Raw genomic sequence first — 19,560 nt, 5'->3', positions numbered from 1 at the left:
CCGGTTCCCACGTTCCTCTCGGCGCACTCTCATCCGCGTGCCCCAGCATGGCCGCATGATCGCCCCCCACTCCACAGCGACCCCCGCCTCCCCACGCCAGGTGCGCAAGGCGGTCGTCCCGGCCGCCGGGCTCGGCACCCGGTTCCTGCCCGCGACCAAGGCGACGCCGAAGGAGATGCTCCCCGTCGTCGACAAGCCGGCCATCCAGTACGTCGTCGAGGAGGCCGCGGCGGCCGGTCTCGACGACATCCTGATGGTCACCGGCCGGCACAAGCGCGCCATCGAGGACCACTTCGACAGCGCCTTCGAGCTGGAGCAGGCCCTGGCGGCGAAGGGCGACACCGTGCGCCTGGACGCCGTACGCGATCCCGCACGGCTCGCCGACATCCACCACATCCGCCAGGGCGACCCGCTCGGCCTCGGCCACGCCGTGCTCTGCGCCCGCCACCACGTCGGCAACCAGCCCTTCGCCGTCCTGCTCGGCGACGACCTGATCGACCCGCGCGAGACCCTGCTCAGCCGCATGCTGGACGTGCGCGACCGGTACGCGGGCACCGTGGTCGCGCTGATGGAGGTCGACCCGGCGCAGATCCATCTCTACGGCTGCGCGGCGGTGGAACCCACCGGCGAGGAGGGTGTCGTACGCGTCACCGGTCTGGTCGAGAAGCCGTCACCCGAGAAGGCGCCGAGCCGCTACGCGGTCATCGGCCGCTACGTCCTCGACCCCGCCGTCTTCGGCGTCCTGGAACGCACCCCGCCGGGCCGCGGCGGCGAGATCCAGCTGACGGACGCCCTCCAGGACCTGGCCGCGAGCGGCACGGTGCACGGCGTCGTCTTCGACGGCCTGCGCTACGACACCGGCGACAAGGCGGACTATCTGCGCACGGTGGTCCGCCTGGCCTGCGCCCGCCCGGACCTGGGCCCCGAATTCCGGGGCTGGCTCAGGGAGTTCGTGGCGGGACTGGAGGACGGCGAGGCCGGCATCGGGGACCGGCGCCGGGCGGCCTGAGGCGACGCGGCGGGGAAACGCGACGGGGAGGGGCCCACCCGGACCCCTCCCCCCATACCTGCCGGCCCTACAAGTCCCGCAGGCCCGAGAAGTCCCGCAGATCCTACAAGTCCCGTATCAGTCCTTACTGTTGGGACGCAGCGTCCACACGACCTGCATCTCACTCGTGACGGCTCCGTCCGCACGGCGGATCTCGATCGTCACCGGGAACTCGGGACGCTGCCCCGCGTCCAGTTCGGCCACGACCTCGGCGGCCGGGCGGCCCAGCTTCGCGGTCGCGGTGACGGCGCCCATCGCCAGCTTCTTGTAGGCGATCTCGGCCCGCACGGCGAGCGGCACGGCGCGCGAGAGCTGGTCGCCGAACGCGGCCAGCACGATGGCGCCGCTGGCCGACTCCCCGAGCGTGAACATCGCGCCGGCGTGCGGCCCGCCCACGTGGTTGTGGTACTCGCCCTGGTCCGGCAGGGACACCACGGCCTGCTCCGGAGAGGTCTCCAGGAACTCCAGGTTCAGCGTCCGGGCCATCGGCACGGTGGCGGCGAGCATGTCGCCGATCGACATCTGGTCTGCGCTCATGCGGCCATGTTACTCATGAGTAGCACGGCTGGCCAGTGCCACCGGTGATCACCGCTGTATCGTTGCGGCCCATGTGGCCAGGGGAACAGCCGCCGGGAAGCGGCCAGCAGCACAACCCGTACCAGCAGCCCGGCTCCCAGCAGCCCAACCCGTATCAACAGCCAGGGCACCAGCAGCCGAATCCGTACCAGCAACAGCCGAATCCGTACGGCGGACAGCAGCCCAACCCATACGCCGGACAACAACCCAACCCATACGCCGGGCAGCAGCCGCCCGCCCCATGGGCACAGCCCCCGGCACCGCAGCCGCAGCCGGGCGGCGGTCGCACCAAGCTCGTGGCGATCCTCGCCGCGGCGGCCGTGGTCGTCGCGGCCTGTGTGACCGGGGTCCTGCTGCTGGGCGGCAAGAGTGACGACGAGGCCCGTCCCGGCCCCACCGCGTCCTCGCCCACCTCCGCCACCCCGTCGGTCACGGACGCCCCGCGCTCTGCCGACGACGTCCCGAAGCCGACCGTGGCCGGCTGGAAGGTCGTGGTGAACCCGGTCACCGGCGTCGCCTTCGACGTGCCCGCCGACTGGCAGGTGCGCTCCAAGGACTGGATCACCTACGTCACCGAGGGCACCGACCCCCAGGACCCCGACGGCAAGTTCCTGGTCGGCATGAAGGCCCCCGCCGTGCTGAAGGCGAAGTGGTGCGGCACGGACGAGGACAGGGACGGCAAGACCGACTACACCTCGCTGGCGAACGTGGGCACGCGCGGGAACAAGGGCGCCAAGAGCACCGCCGAGGTCGCCCGCCAGGACTCGGCGAACTGGGTCTACGGCTGGTACACGCAGCCGGACCACAAGAAGGTCACGACCGGCCCGGTCACGTCGTACACCACCGCGTCCGGCATCACGGGCAGCGTCGCCACCTCCCAATCGTCCGGGGTCGCCAAGCGGCACAAGTGCGACACCGACGGCAAGGCGACGACGTTCGCCTTCAAGGACTCGGACGGCGCCATGCTGTCGTGGTCCTTCTTCGGCGCCAAGGGCGTCTCGGAGGAGGTCCCGGACGCGACGATCCGTAAGATCATGCGGACCGTGCGGCTGTACGACGAGAAGTCGCACTCCTGAGAGGCGTCTCGCTCCTGGTTCGGTACGGCCCTGACAAGGGCCGGTGACCGAATCGTGTCCCCGGGCCCACTAGGGTTACTCGCCATGTGGCCAGGAGAGCAGCCGCCAGGGGGCGCGCAGAACCCGCAGAACAACCCGTACCAGCAGCCGGGTTACCAGCAGCCGAATCCGTACCAGCAGCCCGGCTACCAGCAGTACCCGCAGCAGGGCCAGCAGCCGAATCCGTACGGGCAGCAGCCTCAGTGGGGAGCGACCGCTCCCGCCGGCGCTCCGCAGCCGCAGCCGCCGCAGAGCGGTGGCGGCGGCGGTGGTGGCCGGACCAAGCTGGTCGCGATCGTCGCGGCCACGGCTGTCGTCGTCGCGGCGGGTGTCACCGCGTTCGTGGTGCTCGGCGGCTCCAAGAAGGACGAGGCCGACAGCGGCAAGGACAAGCAGAAGACGAGCCAGTCGCCGACGACGGACCCGACGGCGACCTCGTCCCCGACGGACGACGACCCGCGCGGCGACTCGACCGAGAAGCCGACCGTCGCGGGCTGGAAGGTCGTCGCCAACCCCAAGTTCGGCACGGCGTTCGAGGTCCCGGCCGACTGGGAGGTCGACTCCCCGGGCACCTCCGTCTTCATGGAGGACCACGCCGACAACGACAAGCTGATCACCTCCGTGTCCGGCCCGGCCGAGTACCAGTCGAAGTGGTGCACGACCGACAGCGACAAGGACGGCAAGAGCGAGGACACCCCGCTGGCCGTCGCCGGCACCCGGGGCGAGAACGGCGCGAAGAGCCCCGCCGACGCCGCGGTCACGCGGGTGCCCTGGTACGTCTACGGCGGCTACACCCAGCCGAACAAGAAGAGCATCACCTTCGACAGGAAGGCCACGCCCTACAAGACCGCGTCGGGCCTCCAGGGCGCCTACGCGTGGGCCCGCTCCTCGGGCAGCCCGCAGAAGGGCAAGTGCGCGAGCGACGGCAAGGCCCTGACCTTCGCCTTCAAGAACTCGGCCGACGACATCGTGTCGTTCGACTTCTACGGCGCCAAGGGCGTGCACAACGAGGTCGACACCGCGACGATCATGAAGATCCTCAGCACGGTACGGCTGCACGGCGACCCGACGGAGAGCGGCTGACGGACGGGCGCGGGACGCGGGGAAACCGTTTGCGGGCCGGACAGCAGGCGGCGATAGTCGCCCGGTGACCTCCACCACCGGCTCCTCCGCAGCCCGTTCCCGCAGACCCGCCTGGGCGGGCCGCAACTACTCCTTACTGACCGCGGCAGCCATCGTGACCAGCCTCGGCGCCAACGGCTCGCTGATCGCCGCCGCGTTCGCGGTGCTGGACGCGGGCGGCGACGGCGGCGACGTGGGACTGGTGGCCGCCTCCCGCACGCTGCCGCTGGTGGTGTTCCTGCTCATCGGCGGCGCGATCGCGGACCGGCTGCCCCGGCACCGGGTGATGGTCGCCGCCAACGCCCTCAACTGCCTCTCCCAGGGGGCCTTCGCGCTGCTCGTGCTCACCGGCGAGCCCCGGCTGTGGCAGATGATGCTGCTCACCGCGCTGGGCGGCACCGGGCAGGCGTTCTTCGGCCCGGCGGCCGAGGGCATGCTGATGTCGTCCGTCGAGGGCGAGCAGGCGGGCCGCGCCTTCGCGGTGTTCCGCATGGCCACCCAGGGAGCGGCCCTCGGCGGCGCAGCACTCGGCGGCGCGCTGGTCGCGGCGGTCGGCCCCGGCTGGGTCCTCGCGATCGACGCGGTGGCCTTCGCCCTCGCCGGAGCCCTGCGCTCCTTCCTCGACGTCAGCCACATTCCGCCGCGCGAGCCGGGCGACGGCATGCTGGCCGATCTCCGGGAGGGCTGGCGGGAGTTCATCGGCCGCCCCTGGCTGTGGGGCATCGTCGTCCAGTTCTCGATCGCCAACGCGGTGGTCGGCGCGGCCGACGCGGTGTACGGCCCGCTCGTCGCCCGCGACAGCCTGGGCGGGGCGGGCCCCTGGGGCCTGGCGCTGGGCGCGTTCGGCGCGGGTACCGTGGCCGGCGCCCTGCTGATGACCCGCTGGAAACCCCGCCGTCTGCTCCTCGCCGGCACCCTGTGCGTCTTCCCACTGGCCCTGCCCTCGGCCGCACTCGCCGTGCCGGTGCCGGTGGGCGTCCTCTACGTGGTCATGTTCGTCGCGGGTACGACGGTGGAGGTGTTCGGCGTCTCCTGGATGACCGCGCTGCACCAGGAGATCCCCGAGGACAAGCTCTCCCGGGTCTCGGCCTACGACTGGTTCGGCTCGGTCTCCCTCATGCCCCTCGCCACAGCCCTGGCGGGCCCCGCCGAGTCCGCCGTAGGCCGCACGACCGCGCTCTGGGGCTGCGCGGGCCTGGTCGTCCTGGTCACCGCCCTGGTCCTCCTGGTCCCGGACGTCCGCACCCTGACCCGCCGCACCGAGCGACCGACGCCCGCTCCGGCCGCGTCATCCGATACCGAACACGCCGTCGGGGGGCTCGGCTGACGGTACGGCGCCACACTCCTGGGACTTCAGCCGATGCCGAACGCCCCGTCAGGGGGCTCGGGTGACGGAACGGCGTCGGCATCGTGGACCGGCTGGGCGCCGCCGATGAAGTCCCGCAGCGCCGCGCCGTGTTCGACGCGGGCCGGAAAGACGTCGGCGGCGGTGAGACGAGCCACGCCGGCCGTGTCGACGGGCCGGTGCGAGGCGACGAGAACCGCGTTGCCGAACCGCCGGCCGCGCAGCACGCCCGGCTCGGCGATCAGCGCCAGCTCCTCGAACACGGCTGCCAGATTGGCCAGTTGGGAGCGGAGGAACCCGAACGGCGCCGCGTCGGCGAGGTTGGCCAGATAGACCCCGCCGGGGCGCAGCACGCGCTCGGCCTCGCGGGCGTAGGCGAGCGAGGTGAGGTGGGCCGGGACCCGTGAGCCGCCGAACACGTCGGCGATCAGCACGTCGGCCGAGTCGTCCGGGGCGGCCTCGAGCCAGGCCCGGGCGTCGGCGGTGTGCAGCGCGACACCCGAGCCCTGCGGAAGCGGCAGCCGCTCGACGACCAGCTCCAGCAGCCCCCGGTCGGCCTCGACGACGTCCTGCCGGGAGCCGGGCCGGGTGGCGACGAGGTACCGGGGAAGCGTGAGCGCTCCCCCACCCAGGTGCACCACGTCCAGCGCCCGCCCCTCCTCGGCCACGGCGTCCAGCACGTACCCGAGCCGCCGCGCGTACTCGAACTCCAGATACGTCGGCTCGTCCAGATCGACGTACGACTGCGGCGCCCCGTCGACGGTGAGCAGCCAGGCCCGCTCGCGATCGACATCGGGCATCAACTTGGCGGTGCCGTAGTCGACGGCCCGGGTCACAGGTATGGCTTCACTCACGAAACCATTGTCACCGGTACTGGAGAACACCGGTGCGGGGAGACCGACCTCAGGGGCGCGGGGCCGTATCGATATGCGGCTCCGCCGCGTGGGCGCGACCAGCCGCAACCGGCCCGCAGTCCCCCACGCACCTCACCTCCTACGAACCGACGGACACGACCGTCCCAGCCCCGACAGTCCTGCCACCCTCACGAATGGCAAACCCCAGCCCGGGCTCCAACGGCACCTCCCGCCCCAGTTCCACACTCATCTCCACCGTCTCCCCGGGTCGCGCAACAGCCACCTCCCCGAGGTCGACGTCCCCGACCACATCCGCCGTACGGATATAGAACTGCGGCCGATACCCCGTCGACACCGGAGTCGTACGACCCCCCTCGCGCCCCGACAGCACATACACCCGCGCCGTGAAACGCCGGCTCGTCACAACACTCCCCGGCGCAGCCAGCACGTGCCCCCGCCGGACGGCATCCCGCGGCACACCCCGCAACAGCACCGCCACGTTGTCCCCCGCCTGCGCCTCGTCCATCGGCTTCCCAAAGGTCTCCAGCCCGGTGACGACGGTCTCCACGTCGGTACCGAGCACCGAAACCCGGTCTCCCAAGCGGAGCGTCCCGCGCTCGACGGCGCCGGTGACCACCGTCCCGCGCCCGGTGATGGTGAGCACGTTCTCCACCGACAGCAGGAACGGCGCGTCCAGATACCGCTCGGGCATCGGCACGTACGTGTCGACCGCGTCGAGCAGCGCCTCGATGGACGCCGTCCAGCGCGGGTCGCCCTCCAGCGCCTTCAACCCGGAGACCCGTACGACGGGTACGGCGTCCCCCGGGTATCCCTGGGCGGTGAGCAGGTCGCGGACCTCCAGCTCGACGAGGTCGGTCAGCTCCTCGTCGCCCGCGTCGGCCTTGTTGAGAGCGACGACGATGTGGTCGACGCCCACCTGCCGGGCGAGCAGCACATGCTCGGCGGTCTGCGGCATGATCCCGTCGAGCGCGGAGACGACGAGGATCGCCCCGTCGAGCTGCGCGGCGCCGGTGACCATGTTCTTGACGTAGTCGGCGTGGCCCGGCATGTCGACATGGGCGTAGTGCCGGGTGTCGGTCTCGTACTCGACGTGCGCGATGTTGATGGTGATGCCGCGGGCGGCCTCCTCCGGGGCCCGGTCGATGCGGTCGAACGGGACGAAGGTGCCGGTGCCGCGCTCGGCCAGGACCTTGGTGATGGCGGCGGTCAGGGTGGTCTTGCCATGGTCGACGTGGCCCATCGTGCCGATGTTCAGGTGCGGCTTGGTGCGCACGTATGCCGTTTTGGACATGGCTGTACCTCGAAGCCTCTCAGCCGTACGAAAATGCGGGACCCCGAGGACTGGCCGACCCTCCCCCTGCGGGGTCCGCCGGACAATCCGGAGAGGGTCAGCTTCGGGCGCCGTCGACAGCGGCCACGAGGATCGGGACGGCAGCCTTCGGGGCATCCGCGACGGCGGATGCTGCGAGGAGGAAGGCGTACCGGAACATGACGACGATCATCGCCGACGGTTTGTCCGGCGTCGAATGGTTTTTCGCGGTACGCGAGTTGGGGTACCCGGGTCGAGGCCCCTCAGGACCCGGTGTTCTTCAGCGCCTCGCGCACCGTCAGCGGCGCGAACCGGCTCCGCTCGCCGGCCAGGAAGCCGCGTACGGCCTCGGGATCGGTCTTGGCGTACTCGCGCAGGCACCAGCCGATGGCCTTGCGCACGAAGAAGTCGGGGTGGCCGGACTGGAGCAGGCAGTAGGCGAACAGCCGGTCGGTGTCGGTGCGTTCCTTGTAGCGGAGCTGGTGCAGCAGGGCCGTACGCGCGAGCCAGAGGTTGTCGTCCGTGATCCAGGCGTCCATGTCGGCCGTGAGCCCGGGGTCGGCCGCGACCAGGGCGCCGACGACGTGCGCGGCGAGCAGGTCGACGGTGTCCCACCAGGAGACGGTGGTGATGAGCTGCCGGGCGACGGGCAGGAACGCGGAGGAGCAGCGGGCCGCGTACCGGCGCAGGTAGTCCACGGCGAAGTAGTGGTACTCGCGCTCGGGCAGCCGCCAGCAGCGCAGGGCGATCGCGGTGCAGTCGGCCTCGGTCGGCCGGTGCGTGCCGGCCAGGACGGTGCGGGACAGGGCGCGCCGGTCCGGGGTCGGGATCCCGAGGAAGGGCGCCACGTCCTTCATGTACGCCCGCATCGGCACGGCCCTGCCCGGATCGGCCGCGGCCGCGTACGTGGCGGTCAGCCGCTCCAGCACGGTGTCGGCGAGGGCGCTGGGCGGCACGTCCGGCGGGGCCGCACCTGTGACGGTCATGAGTCGAACGATACGGCGATCACCTGCTCACAGACCGTCCTGCCCCACGATGATCAGGCGGTCACCGTCGTAGGCCTCGCGCACGGCTAAGTTGTGACGGTGGGGACAACACTCCGACCCGCCGCGCGGGTCATCTGCCTGGACGCCGCCCACCGCGTACTCCTGCTGCGCTGGCGCGACTCCTTCGACGGGTCATGGCTGTGGGAACCGCCCGGCGGTGGCATCGAGCCCGGTGAGACACCGCTGGAGGCGGCACGGCGCGAACTGGCCGAGGAGACCGGCCTGGACCCGGCGGCGGTCATCGACCGGTCCGTGCCCGTCGAACGGGACGTGTGGTGGAACGGCAAGCGCTACACGGGGTCCGAGCAGTTCTTCGTGGCCCGTTTCGCCGAGGAACAGCCGACGCCGGTACGGACCGGCCTGCTCCCCGACGAACAGATCAACCTCGACACGCACGCCTGGATCGCCTGGCCGGACCTGGCCTCACTCCCGGACCGCCTGGAGCCGCCCCAGCTGCTGACCGTACTCGAGGCCCTGGTACCGGAGGGTCCCTGGCGGACCTGAGAGCGGGACACACACCACACACGCCTGCCGGTCCACGGTCATGAGACGGACCATACGGCGATCACATGTATGCGTCGGTTAGTGTCGCCGGATGCTCGATGCCAACCGCTCTGGCACCGCCACGGCCCCTCCCCGGGCCGCCGCCACGGAGCCGGCCGTCCCCGCGGCCGTGTCCGTACCGCCCCTGCCCCGCACGGGGTTCGTCGCCCGCTGCATACGCGTGGTGCTGTCGCCGTACGCGCGGCTGTCCCTGCTGCTCGCCCTGCTCGCGGGCGCCGCGTCCTGCGTGCTGGCGTTCGAGCCGCAGCGGCTGCTGACGCACGGCTGGCCGCCACAGCTCGGCGGGGCCGCGGCGGCCGTGGTGTTCGCGGTGGCGTACGGGCTGTGCACGGTGGCGTTCGTGCCGCGCCCCCTGCTGAACCTGGGGGCGGGCGCGCTGTTCGGCTCCCAGCTCGGGCTGACGACGGCGCTGGCGGGTACGGTGCTCGGCGCCGGGGTGGCCTTCGGGCTCGGCCGGATGCTGGGGCAGGACGCGCTCCGCCCGCTGCTGCGGGGCCGCTGGCTGAAGGCGGCCGACGGGCAGCTGAGCCGGCACGGGTTCCGTTCGATGCTGGCGGCGCGGCTCTTCCCGGGCGTGCCGTTCTGGGCGGCGAACTACTGTGCCGCCGTCTCCCGGATGGGCTGGCTGTCGTTCCTGCTGGCCACGGCGCTCGGCTCGATCCCGAACACGGCCGCCTACGCGGTCGCCGGCGCCCGTGCCTCAGCGCCGACCTCGCCCGCCTTCCTGATCGCGATGGCCGGCATCGCCGTACCGGCTCTGGCGGGCACGGTGGTGGCCTGGCGCAAGCGCCACCACCTGCGCGGGCACTGATCAGCCGGTGACCGGCCGGTGATCCGTCAGACGCCTTCCAGGATCATCGCGTTGGCGAGCCCGCCGGCCTCGCACATGGTCTGCAGGGCGTAGCGGGCGCCGCGCTCGCGCATCGCGTGGACCAGGGTGGTGGTCAGGCGGGTGCCGCTGGCGCCCAGCGGGTGGCCGAGGGCGATGGCGCCGCCGTTCACGTTGACCTTGGCCAGGTCGGCGCCGGTCTCCTGCTGCCAGGCGAGGACCACGCTGGAGAAGGCCTCGTTGATCTCGAAGAGGTCGATGTCGTCGAGGGTCAGCCCCGCTCGGCGCAGCACCTTCTCCGTCGACGGGATGACGCCGGTGAGCATCAGCACCGGGTCGGAGCCGGTGACGGCGAAGCTGTGCAGGCGGGCGAGCGGGCGCAGACCGAGGCGGGCCGCGGTCTCGCTGGAGGTGATCAGCACGGCCGAGGCGCCGTCGTTGATGGGGCTCGCGTTGCCCGCGGTGACGTTCCACTCGATCTGCGGGAAGCGCTCGGCGAAGGCGGGATCGTAGTAGGCGGGCTTGAGGCCGCCCAGGATCTCCGTGGTGCTGCCGGGCCGTACGCACTCGTCGCGGGCGACGCCGTCCAGCGGCGCGACCTCGGCGTCGAACAGGCCGGCCTGCCACGCGGCGGCGGCCTTGTGGTGCGAGGAGACCGCGAACTCGTCCATCCGCGCGCGCGTGAGGGACCACTTGGCGGCGATGAGTTCGGCGCTGACGCCCTGCGGGACCAGGCCCTCCGGGTAGCGCTCGGCCACGCCCGGTCCGAAGGGGTCCTTGCCGGCGGGCACGTTGGACCACATCGGCACCCGGCTCATCGACTCCACTCCGCAGGCGACGACGAGGTCGTAGGCGCCCGAGATGACGCCCTGCGCGGCGAAGTGCACGGCCTGCTGGGAGGAGCCGCACTGGCGGTCCACGGTGGTCGCCGGGACCGTCTCGGGGAGGCCGGCGGCGAGGACGGCGTACCGGGTGGTGTTCATGGCCTGCTCGCCGACCTGGTCGACGGTGCCGCCGATGACGTCGTCGATCAGCGCCGGGTCGACGCCGGAGCGGTCGACCAGGGTGCGCAGGGTGTGGGCGAGCAGTTGCACGGGGTGGACGTGGGCGAGGGAGCCGTTGGGCTTGCCCTTGCCGATGGGGGTGCGTACGGCTTCGACGATGACTGCGTCTCGCATGGTGCGGGCCTCCTGCGACGACTGGAGCGGCTACTGGTGAGTAGGAAATCCAAACTCACCATAACTCCATGAGTTGGAAAATCAAACCCTCCTCTACACTGAACCGCATGGCCGCCACGAAAGACCCGCGCCCCTGCTCCATCGCGGACGCCCTCGCCCTGGTCGGCGAGAAGTACTCGCTGCTCGTCCTGCGGGAGGTGTGCCTCGGCAACGGCCGCTTCGACCAGCTGGTCCGCAACATCGGCGCCCCGCGCGACGTCCTGGCCACCCGGCTGCGCCGGCTCGTGGACGCGGGGATCCTCACCAAGCGCGCCTACAGCGAGCGCCCGCAGCGCTTCGAGTACCGGCCCACACCGGCCGGGCTGGAGCTGGAGCCGGTCCTGATGACCCTCAAGGAGTGGGGCGACCGCCACCTGCGCAAGGGAGCCGACCTCCCCATGGTCGTCGAGCACAGCTGCGGCAACGAACTGGTCCCCCAGGTCACCTGCCAGGCCTGCGGCGAGCCCGTCCACCACGACGACCTGACGGCCCACCCTCAGGCCCCGGGCTGGACGGTCACCGGCCCGGCGGCCGCCTAGGGGGTGTCTTCCGGATCATGCCGGCGACGCGGGGCCCCTGGCCCCTGCCGGCCTCGGCGCCCGCGACGCTCTCCGCGAGGCCGAACACCGTCTCGCAGTTCGGGCACTCGGCCTCGAACTCCTCCAGCAGCATCTCCAGTTCCCGCGACCAGAACGGCACGCCCGTGCGTGCCAGACCTGCTCGTCACCCGGTCCGCCGTCGAGCCGGGCGAACAGTCCGGGTATGTCGTCGGCCGGCCCGTGGCGTGCGTGAGCTGCGACCAGTCGATCGTGAGGCGCGTCATGCGACGCATGGTGTCCCGCCCCTACGACAACGCCTCAGACCGGTACACGTCCAACCGCCCGCACATCCCGAACTTCCCCTGCTCCGACGGCTGTTCGGCGCGTACGACGGCGTCGGCGAGGTGGGAGACGTCGCCGCGTTCGAGGCGGTCCAGGTGGTCCCCGGTGGTCTCGGCGGCCGTTCGCGCCCCGCGCCGCCACCGCTCGCGCCACTCCGCCAGCCGGGGCCGTACGAGGGCCGCGGCGGCCCGGTGGAAGGCGGCCAGCGGCTCGGGGCCGGAGGCCTCGCGCAGGGCGCGGTAGCCCTCCAGGGCGAGGTCACGGCGGGCGCGGGCGATCCGCTCCCGTTCCCGCTCCGGCGCGTCGGCGGGGATCGTGGTCGCGGCGGCGTACGTGTCCGGGTCGGTCAGGTACTCCGGGGGCAGGGTGAGCACCGCGTCGCCGGCCTCCGGCAGGCCGCTGTTCTGCATCAGGACGGTGATGCGCAGGTCACCCTCGTTGACCAGCCGGTGGATGGTGCCCGGTGTGAACCAGGCGACCGTGCCCGCCGTCAGGGGTGTCACCTCGTACCCGGACGCCGTCAGCGTCTGGACGGCGCCGGTCCCGCCCGTGACCACGTACCCCTCCGAACAGGCCAGGTGCAGATGGGGGGTTCCGCCGTGCAGGCCGTCGACGGCGGGCCAGTCGTAGACGCACAGGCGCGAGACGGCGACCCCGCCGGGCAGCCCGCCGTAGGCGCTCACCACGGGTGCGCCTCCAGGTACTTGGCGATCTCCTCCCGCTCCCAGGCGCCGTCGGCCACGACGACGCGGTAGCGGCGGGTGAGGGTGTCGCCGGGGGCCAGCTCCAGCTCTCGGTGGAAGGCCCAGGACGGGGCGATGCCCGCGAAGGGGTCGTTGCGGACGAACCAGTGGGCGGGGTGGGTGCCCTGAGCGCCGGAATGATCGTTCTCCGGGGCGTGCGCGAAGACAACGGTGGCGTGGCCGTCGGTGCCGTCGTGCTCGCCGGACAGCGCCAGCCAGGGGCTCTGTGAGCCCATCAGCTCCGGCCCCTCCCCGTCGGGGCCGATGATCCGGCCGTCCCGGAAGGCGCGCGGGCCGCGCCAGAACAGGCCCGTGTAGCCGGCCATCTCGCGTCCGGCGGTGGTCGGACTGCCGAAGCGCAGCGGCTCCTCGCGGCGGTTGGTCACCGCGGACGTCCAGGTCAGCGCCCAGGAGCCGGAGGCCGGGTCGACATCGTGCACCTCGACGCGGCGGGCCTCCTCGGCCCACAGCTCACCGCTGTGCGGGTGCCAGGTCAGCCGCTCGGCGATGACGGCCCGGTCCTCGTCGGCGACGATCTCGTCGAAGCCGACGTGCACCATCGAGCCGACCCGCTGTGGGAGTTCGAGATAGCCCTTCCCGTGGACGTATGTGTTGCCGCCCCACAGGTTCGCCCCGGACAGGTGCGAGGCCGTCAGGGACAGGCCCTTGTGCCAGCGGTGGTCGTTGGGCCGGTAGTCGGTGACGACGTCGCCCGCCAGGGTCCGGACCGGGTGGAGGTACGGCTTCGGCGCCTCCCAGGCCGCCTCCGGACGGTAGACGTAGGCGAACAGCTCGACGCCGGTGAGCCGTTCGGTCACCGTGATCCGGTCGCCGTGCGCGTGGACGAGGCGCAGCCCGCCGCTCATGCCGGGACCTCCTCGGCCGCCGCGGGTGCCCAGCCGGGCGCGTCGCCGTGCAGGGCCGTGTAGTACGGGTCGCCCGGCCCGATCTCGCCCGCCCGTACGGTCGTGTCGGTGAACGCCGACTTGTACAGCGCGGTGATCAGCTCCAGGCTGGTGCGCCCGTCCGCCCCGCTGCTGCGCGGCCGCTCGCCCGCGCGCATGCTCGCGATCAGCTCCCGCAGCTGCGCGAGGTGCGAGCTGGGCACGTCGGGCCCGAAGTCCCGCCAGGCGGCTACCTGTTCGGACGGCACGTCCGGGGCCGGGGTGATGCGCCAGTTGTCGTTGGCGTGCCCGTAGAGGTGGGTGAGTTCGACGGTGGCGCGTTCGCAGTCGATACGGATGCGGCTGACCTCGTCGGGGCTCAGCACGCTGTTGACGACGGTCGCCAGCGCCCCGTTCTCGAAGCGGACGAGTGCGGTGGAGACGTCCTCGGTCTCCACGTCGTGCACCAGCCGGCCGGCCATGGCCCGCACCTCGCTCCACGGCCCGAGCAGGTCCAGCAGCAGATCCATCTGGTGGATGCCGTGCCCCATGGCGGGGCCGCCGCCCTCGGTGTGCCAGCGGCCCCGCCAGGGCACGGCGTAGTAGGCGGTGTCCCGGTACCAGGTGGTCTGGCAGTGGGCCACCAGCGGGCGCCCCATCGCCCGCTCGGCGAGGAGCTGCCGCACATGCTCGGATCCGGAGCCGAAGCGGTGCTGGAAGACGATCGACGCGTACGGCCCGCCGCCGGTGCCCTCCTCCGCCTCGATCGCGTCGAAGTCGGCGAGCGAGGGCACCGGGGGCTTCTCGCACCACACCCAGGCCCCGGCGCGCAGCGCGGCCACCGTCTGTGCGCGGTGCAGCGTGGGCGGGGTGCCGATGGTGACCAGGTCGGGCCGCTGTTCGGCGAGCATCCGGTCCAGGTCGGTGTAGGCGTGCGGGATGCCCGCCTCGGCGCAGAACGCCTCCACGGCGTCCTTGTCGATGTCGACGGCGGCCACGACCTCCGTCTCGCCCTCCTCGGCGAGTCGGGCGAGCGCGGGCAGATGCGATCCGCGCCCGATGGCGCCGGCGCCGATGACGGCCGCCCGGATGCGCCGGCCGGCGAAGGGGGATGTCGAGCGGGACATGGGCGGGTTCAGCACTCCTCCGGGGACGGCGGCGGCGCGGTGCGGCGGATGCAGCAAGCGCTTTCTCCTGCGCTGCAACGTAAGCGGAGGCGCCGGGGCCGGTCAACACCCGGCGCGACCTGGGGGCCTCCGTGTCCGGCCGCGCACCAGGGAGCAGGCGGCGAACCCCTGTTCCCGGGCGGTCTCCAGAGCCCGATACGCTGCTCTCGTCACATGATCACCACGCATCCCCATCGCCACGTATCCCATCAGCGCTTGGACGTCGCACCTTCATGTCTTGGTTTGAATCCCTCGTCCTCGGACTCGTCCAGGGGCTGACCGAGTTCCTGCCCGTCTCCTCCAGCGCGCATCTGCGGCTGACCGCGGCCTTCTCGGGCTGGAAGGACCCCGGGGCGGCCTTCACCGCGATCACCCAGATCGGTACGGAGGCGGCGGTCCTGATCTACTTCCGCAAGGACATCGGGCGGATCATCTCGGCCTGGTTCCGGTCACTGTTCGACAAGACGATGCGGCGGAACCACGACGCGCAGATGGGCTGGCTGGTGATCGTCGGCTCGATCCCGATCGGCGTGCTCGGCGTGACGCTCAAGGACCAGATCGAGGGGCCGTTCCGTGATCTGCGGATCACCGCGACGATGCTCATCGTCGTCGGCGTGGTGATCGGCGTCGCCGACCGCCTGGCGGCCCGTGACGAGACCGGCGGGCGGCACCGCGCGCCCAAGCAGCGCAAGGCGCTGGAGAACCTCGGTGTCAAGGACGGCCTGATCTTCGGCCTCTGCCAGGCCTGCGCCCTCATCCCCGGTGTCTCCCGCTCCGGAGCGACCATCAGCGGTGGCCTGTTCATGGGCTACAAGCGCGAGGCGGCGGCCCGTTACTCCTTCCTGCTGGCCATCCCGGCAGTGCTGGCGTCCGGGCTGTTCGAGGTGAAGGACTCGGTGGGCAGCGGCGATGTCGACTGGGGCCCGACCCTGTTCGCGACGGTGATCGCGTTCGCGTCGGGATACGCGGTGATCGCCTGGTTCATGAAGTGGATCTCCAACAAGAGCTTCATGCCGTTCGTCTGGTACCGCGTCGCCCTCGGCATCGTCATCATCGCGCTGGTGGCGGCGGGCGCCCTGAGCCCCCACGCGGCGGAATCGGCGAGCTGACGGCGCCGGCGCCCCGCCCCCTGCCGTTTCGGACATCTCCCGCGCGCCGGCCGGGGCGGACCTGAACGAGCCCTCTCCCACCTGCCCGAGGACTCCGCCGAAGCGGCCGTGGCCTGCGGATTCGATGGCTGCCCGGGGGACGAACGGGCTTATGCGGACCGGCGCTTCACCGTCGCCGCGACTTCTTCCGCCCGGCAGCCGGGTGGGGCATATGCCTTCTGGGCTGGCGCGACCGAGAACGCGGCCGCGATCGGCGGTGACCAACCCCATACGTTCTGCGTAGCGGCGCGGTAGCGCAGTGTCAGTGCTTGCCCCTAGGCTTGTCCGCATGTCCCCCGATTCCCTGCCCCCTGGTTCCGTGCGGTCTGCTGCCGAGGTCAACGAGCAGATCCGGGCGCTGTGGCTGCGTGCGGGCGGCACCCTGTCGGCCCAGGAGCGCGCGGAGTACGAGCTGTTGGTGGTCGAGTGGGCGGAGGCCATCCGCGGAGAGATCATCGAGGCGGCCTGAGCGCCACTCGCTCCCGCCGCTTCGGGCACACGGCCGTGTCGTTCCTCATCACCCCGGTCACCGTCCTCTAGGCTCGCGCCGCCACACCAGTTGCGATCTTCACGGAGGGCAGGACGGCGAGGATCAATCGCGAGCGTCTCGTCAGAACGCTGACGTTCTGGCTGCGTCCCGCCTTCGCGTTGCGGGTCATCAACCGGTTTCAGAAGATCGTCGGATTCGACCGCTCGATGGCCCTGGCCTCCAGCGCTCTCACCGCGCTGGTTCCGCTCGCCATCCTCAGCAGCGCCGTCCTCAGCAACGTCGTCCACTACGACTCCGCGCAGCGGATCATCCAGCGCTACCACCTCACCGGGGCAGGCGCCGAGGCGGTCGACTCCCTCTTCTCCCCCGCCACGGGCACCAGCACGAGCGGGGGCATCTTCGGGCTGGTCTTCCTGACGATCTCGGCGCTGAGCTTCGCGCGAGCCTCGCAGCGGCTCTTCGAACAGACCTGGGAACTGAAGCCCCTCAGCGTGCGCAACACACGCTACGGCCTGTGCTGGATCCTGACCCTCGGCGGCTACGCGGTGATCACCGGGTGGCTCTCCGCCGTCGTCGACGGGCACGGGCTGGGTCTGACGACCGCGCTGTGCGAGGCACCGGTGACCGCGGTGTTCCTGGTCTGGAGCGGCTGGATCCTGTCGGCGAAGCGGATCACGTGGTCCGACCTGATCCCCTTCGGCGTCACCGCAGCCGTTCTGACGGTGGCCTACTCCGTGGGCACAGCCTTCTATCTGCCGCACCTCTTCAACTCCTACGCCGCACGCTACGGGGTGGTCGGTGCCGTCTTCGCGATGCTCTCGGCCCTCTTCGCCGCCATGCTCATGCTCGTCGCATCGGCCGCACTGGGGCGAGAGGTATGCGACGAGCTCATCCGGATCCGCCAGGGCCACCGTCCCTCCGACCACGAGGTCCGCCGGCAGTGGGACAGCGTGGTCGAGCAGACACGGTCACGGTGGCGCACGGCACGGGAACAGGTCGCTCATCGTCGGGCCAAGGACGCGGACCACTGACGGCCGGGGCCGGCCGGCACCGGCCGGCGAACTCGACGGTTACGCCCGCAGATGCGCGAGCAGCTCGTCGGCCACGGGGTACGGCCGCTCCTCCGGCAGCAGCTCCGCCGCCCGGTCGAGGTCGCCGGCCCGTACCAGCGCGTGGATCTCCGTCGCCAGCGGCGTCACGTCCTCGATGCCGACGATCCACTCGTCGGCATAGCGCGCGGCCGCCTCGCCCGCGAGGCCGAGCTGCAGCGAGCGATGCGGCAGCGGGTTGAGGCGCAGGTCCCGCTCCGGGTCCCACTGGACACGGGCCGGGGACTGCCTCAACTCCCTCTTCCAGGCGGCCTGGTTCTCGTGCAGGCCCGACACGTAGTGCGACAGACAGGAGTGCCGCAGGGCCCACTCGAAGCCGTCGCGGGCGATCTCGACGGCGAGCACCGTCTCCTGCCCCTCCTTGGTGCCCCAGCCGCAGCGGTACATCATCCACAGGAAGGACGGCTTGATCCACGTCATCCGGTCCCGCTTCCAGGAGGCCGGAAAGCGGCCGGTGCCTGCCGCCGCGGCGCCTATCTCCGGGCGGTAGGCCTGGTAGACGGTGACCGTGGAGTCCGTGTGCCGGGCCCGGATGCGGAACTTGGGCTCGGATTCGACTGATTGATCGTTCACAGGGACAGGTTCGGCTGCCGGCGGCGCCCCGCACCACCGAATATCGCCGACGTTGACCTTGGACACGCGTCATGCACAGAATCCGCGGGCCGCGACGCCGGCCGGCGAACAGGGAGGGGCACCATGAGCGGACATCGCGGTCACCGCGAGACCCTTGAGGCGATCGCGCGCAATCCTGCGGCGCCGGCCGAGGTACTGACCCGGCTGCTGTCCGAGGAGGCCATCGCGGCCTGGGAGACGATCGTCCGGCGTGCTCTGCCGGACGAGGTGGTCGACGCCGTCGTCACGCATCCCGACCGCTGGCTGCGCACCGCATTCACTGACAACACCGAGGTGACGGCGGAACAACGCGCCCGGCTCGTGGACGACGCCGATCCACGCGTCCGCCATGCTCTGGCCGGCGGACCCGAAGGGTTCCGCATCCCCGTCATGCCCTTGCCCCTGTCCACGCAGCAGCGCCTGCTCGCCGATCCGGAACTGCGGGTCCGCCGCAGCGCAGCCTTCGGCCGCCACACTGCTCCGAGCCTGGTCGCCGGGCTCGCCGACGACCGGGACGCGGACCTTCGGCAGGCCGCCTGCCGCCAGTGGACCTTGCTCTCCGAGGACACCCGGGACCGTCTGCTCCGCGACACCGACGACAAAGTACGTCAGGCGGCCATGCTCAAGGCCTGCCGCGATGACGCGGGCTGCACGGACCTCCTGCTCGACGCGGGAATCGGCGGCTTCCACAGGCAGGAGGTGATCCGGTACGGCGCCATGAGCACGGCGACCGCCGAACAGCTCGCGGTGAGCGCCGAAGAGGAGGACCGGCGGGAGCTGGCGGCCAATCTCCATGTTCCCCTCGACATCGTCATGACGTTGGCGGACGACGACTCGTACCGCGTACGGCTGGAGGTATCGGTACGGCCCGAGCTGACGGAGACCGAACGTACCGCCATGGACGTCACCATCAGCCCGTCCGACCGGCACGATCCGGTCGAATGGGTCCGCCTCTGCGCCGATCCCGACGTCCTGCGCCGATGCGCCGGGTCGGCCCACACCCTGCTGCGGCGCAGCGCCGCCTACAGCCCGCACCTGCCCGCCGACGCCGTCGACCTGCTCTCGAAGGACGACGACTACGCCGTGCGCCTCCTGCTGTGCGAGAACCAACCGACCGTCGACGGCGAGGTGGTGCTGCAGACGTTTCTGGACTGCAAGGTCATCACCAAGGGCTTTCTGCTGCGCCACCCCAACTTCCCGCGCGCGGGCAACGGACAGCGCTTCGCCGACGACCCGGATCCACAGAAACGATGGCTGGTGGGGCTCGACCCCGAAGCGCCCGTCGATGCTGTGATCCGGCTGCTCGCCGACCCCGACGATCGCGTACGTGCCATGGCGGCCGAGCACCCCGCGCTGCCGGTCGACCTCATCCTCCGAAGCTGCGGGAATCCGGAGCTCTCCACCCACGCCCTCGGCAACCCGGGCCTTCCCACGGACGTCATGCACCGGTACCTGGATGATGCGGGCATCCCTCGCTGAGA

General features: G+C 71.6%; 21 protein-coding genes. 11 read left to right on the top strand and 10 right to left on the bottom strand.

What is annotated here, in order from left to right; all coding sequences use genetic code 11:
• Window positions 1–55: 55 nt before the first annotated feature.
• On the top strand, window positions 56–1,009 hold the full coding sequence (galU, locus tag BEK98_RS28690) for a UTP--glucose-1-phosphate uridylyltransferase GalU (protein ID WP_094219657.1): 954 nt from the start codon (window positions 56–58) through the stop codon (window positions 1,007–1,009).
• Between the two features lie 117 nt (window positions 1,010–1,126).
• On the opposite strand, the gene BEK98_RS28685 is transcribed toward galU, so the two are convergent.
• Window positions 1,127–1,585, bottom strand: coding sequence for a DUF4442 domain-containing protein (locus BEK98_RS28685; protein ID WP_244202039.1), 459 nt, complete (start codon window positions 1,583–1,585; stop codon window positions 1,127–1,129).
• A gap of 71 nt (window positions 1,586–1,656) precedes the next feature.
• Between BEK98_RS28685 and BEK98_RS28680 the strand changes: the two genes are divergently transcribed.
• The 3 genes from BEK98_RS28680 to BEK98_RS28670 all read left to right on the top strand — a co-directional run bounded on the left by BEK98_RS28680 (window position 1,657) and on the right by BEK98_RS28670 (window position 5,188).
• Window positions 1,657–2,700, top strand: a complete 1,044-nt coding sequence (locus BEK98_RS28680) for a DUF8017 domain-containing protein (protein WP_094219578.1) — start codon at window positions 1,657–1,659, stop codon at window positions 2,698–2,700.
• A gap of 84 nt (window positions 2,701–2,784) precedes the next feature.
• A complete protein-coding gene (locus BEK98_RS28675; RefSeq protein ID WP_094219577.1) occupies window positions 2,785–3,822 on the top strand; it encodes a DUF8017 domain-containing protein in 1,038 nt (345 codons plus the stop codon).
• 64 nt (window positions 3,823–3,886) lie between these two features.
• A complete protein-coding gene (locus BEK98_RS28670; protein WP_094219576.1) occupies window positions 3,887–5,188 on the top strand; it encodes an MFS transporter in 1,302 nt (433 codons plus the stop codon).
• A gap of 26 nt (window positions 5,189–5,214) precedes the next feature.
• Here BEK98_RS28670 and BEK98_RS28665 read toward each other — a convergent pair whose 3' ends face one another.
• The 3 genes from BEK98_RS28665 to BEK98_RS28655 all read right to left on the bottom strand — a co-directional run bounded on the left by BEK98_RS28665 (window position 5,215) and on the right by BEK98_RS28655 (window position 8,376).
• Window positions 5,215–6,060 carry a spermidine synthase gene (locus tag BEK98_RS28665; protein WP_094219656.1) on the bottom strand — a complete coding sequence of 282 codons (846 nt, stop codon included), beginning with the start codon at window positions 6,058–6,060 and terminating at the stop codon, window positions 5,215–5,217.
• A gap of 139 nt (window positions 6,061–6,199) precedes the next feature.
• Window positions 6,200–7,372, bottom strand: coding sequence for an elongation factor Tu (gene tuf / locus BEK98_RS28660; RefSeq protein WP_094219575.1), 1,173 nt, complete (start codon window positions 7,370–7,372; stop codon window positions 6,200–6,202).
• A 281-nt stretch (window positions 7,373–7,653) separates the two neighbouring features.
• Window positions 7,654–8,376: a DNA alkylation repair protein gene (locus BEK98_RS28655; RefSeq protein WP_094219574.1), complete on the bottom strand. Its 723-nt coding sequence runs from the start codon at window positions 8,374–8,376 to the stop codon at window positions 7,654–7,656.
• 99 nt (window positions 8,377–8,475) lie between these two features.
• On the opposite strand from BEK98_RS28655, the gene BEK98_RS28650 reads away from it, so the two are divergent.
• The gene (locus BEK98_RS28650) at window positions 8,476–8,940 is read left to right on the top strand and encodes an NUDIX hydrolase (RefSeq protein WP_094219573.1); all 465 of its coding nucleotides are present in this window, start codon (window positions 8,476–8,478) and stop codon (window positions 8,938–8,940) included.
• A gap of 91 nt (window positions 8,941–9,031) precedes the next feature.
• A complete protein-coding gene (locus tag BEK98_RS28645; RefSeq protein WP_094219572.1) occupies window positions 9,032–9,811 on the top strand; it encodes a TVP38/TMEM64 family protein in 780 nt (259 codons plus the stop codon).
• 26 nt (window positions 9,812–9,837) lie between these two features.
• Here BEK98_RS28645 and BEK98_RS28640 read toward each other — a convergent pair whose 3' ends face one another.
• Window positions 9,838–11,007 (bottom strand): thiolase family protein, encoded by a 1,170-nt coding sequence (locus tag BEK98_RS28640; RefSeq protein ID WP_094219571.1) that lies wholly within the window; start codon window positions 11,005–11,007, stop codon window positions 9,838–9,840.
• Between the two features lie 107 nt (window positions 11,008–11,114).
• Here BEK98_RS28640 and BEK98_RS28635 point away from each other — a divergent pair, with 107 nt between their 5' ends.
• A complete protein-coding gene (locus BEK98_RS28635; RefSeq protein WP_094219570.1) occupies window positions 11,115–11,585 on the top strand; it encodes a winged helix-turn-helix transcriptional regulator in 471 nt (156 codons plus the stop codon).
• Here the strand turns inward: BEK98_RS28635 and BEK98_RS28630 are convergent.
• The 4 genes from BEK98_RS28630 to BEK98_RS28615 all read right to left on the bottom strand — a co-directional run bounded on the left by BEK98_RS28630 (window position 11,563) and on the right by BEK98_RS28615 (window position 14,681).
• The gene (locus BEK98_RS28630) at window positions 11,563–11,745 is read right to left on the bottom strand and encodes a hypothetical protein (RefSeq protein WP_094219569.1); all 183 of its coding nucleotides are present in this window, start codon (window positions 11,743–11,745) and stop codon (window positions 11,563–11,565) included. The genes BEK98_RS28635 and BEK98_RS28630 overlap by 23 nt on opposite strands.
• 145 nt (window positions 11,746–11,890) lie before the next feature.
• Complete coding sequence (locus BEK98_RS28625; RefSeq protein ID WP_094219568.1) at window positions 11,891–12,613, bottom strand: cupin domain-containing protein; 723 nt, start codon at window positions 12,611–12,613, stop codon at window positions 11,891–11,893.
• Complete coding sequence (locus tag BEK98_RS28620; RefSeq protein WP_094219567.1) at window positions 12,607–13,536, bottom strand: DUF6807 domain-containing protein; 930 nt, start codon at window positions 13,534–13,536, stop codon at window positions 12,607–12,609. Before BEK98_RS28620 ends, BEK98_RS28625 begins: the two co-directional genes overlap by 7 nt.
• The gene (locus tag BEK98_RS28615; protein WP_094219655.1) at window positions 13,533–14,681 is read right to left on the bottom strand and encodes a Gfo/Idh/MocA family protein; all 1,149 of its coding nucleotides are present in this window, start codon (window positions 14,679–14,681) and stop codon (window positions 13,533–13,535) included. Before BEK98_RS28615 ends, BEK98_RS28620 begins: the two co-directional genes overlap by 4 nt.
• Window positions 14,682–14,953: 272 nt before the next feature.
• Here BEK98_RS28615 and BEK98_RS28610 point away from each other — a divergent pair, with 272 nt between their 5' ends.
• From BEK98_RS28610 to BEK98_RS28600, 3 genes are all read left to right on the top strand, one after another.
• Entirely contained in the window at window positions 14,954–15,829 is an 876-nt protein-coding gene (locus tag BEK98_RS28610; protein WP_094219566.1) for an undecaprenyl-diphosphate phosphatase, read from the top strand.
• 328 nt (window positions 15,830–16,157) lie between these two features.
• Window positions 16,158–16,337 (top strand): hypothetical protein, encoded by a 180-nt coding sequence (locus tag BEK98_RS28605; RefSeq protein WP_094219654.1) that lies wholly within the window; start codon window positions 16,158–16,160, stop codon window positions 16,335–16,337.
• Window positions 16,338–16,516: 179 nt separating this feature from the next.
• Complete coding sequence (locus BEK98_RS28600; protein WP_244202037.1) at window positions 16,517–17,389, top strand: YhjD/YihY/BrkB family envelope integrity protein; 873 nt, start codon at window positions 16,517–16,519, stop codon at window positions 17,387–17,389.
• 39 nt (window positions 17,390–17,428) lie between these two features.
• Here BEK98_RS28600 and BEK98_RS28595 read toward each other — a convergent pair whose 3' ends face one another.
• A complete protein-coding gene (locus BEK98_RS28595) occupies window positions 17,429–18,040 on the bottom strand; it encodes a DUF4291 domain-containing protein (protein ID WP_094219565.1) in 612 nt (203 codons plus the stop codon).
• A gap of 123 nt (window positions 18,041–18,163) precedes the next feature.
• Here BEK98_RS28595 and BEK98_RS28590 point away from each other — a divergent pair, with 123 nt between their 5' ends.
• The gene (locus BEK98_RS28590) at window positions 18,164–19,558 is read left to right on the top strand and encodes a hypothetical protein (RefSeq protein ID WP_244202036.1); all 1,395 of its coding nucleotides are present in this window, start codon (window positions 18,164–18,166) and stop codon (window positions 19,556–19,558) included.
• The last annotated feature ends 2 nt before the right edge of the window (window positions 19,559–19,560 follow it).

This window comes from Streptomyces diastatochromogenes (assembly GCF_002242805.1).
GTDB lineage: Bacteria > Actinomycetota > Actinomycetes > Streptomycetales > Streptomycetaceae > Streptomyces > Streptomyces diastatochromogenes.
Note: the sequence above shows the minus strand (reverse complement) of the source record. Positions and strands in the feature narration are given on the sequence as shown.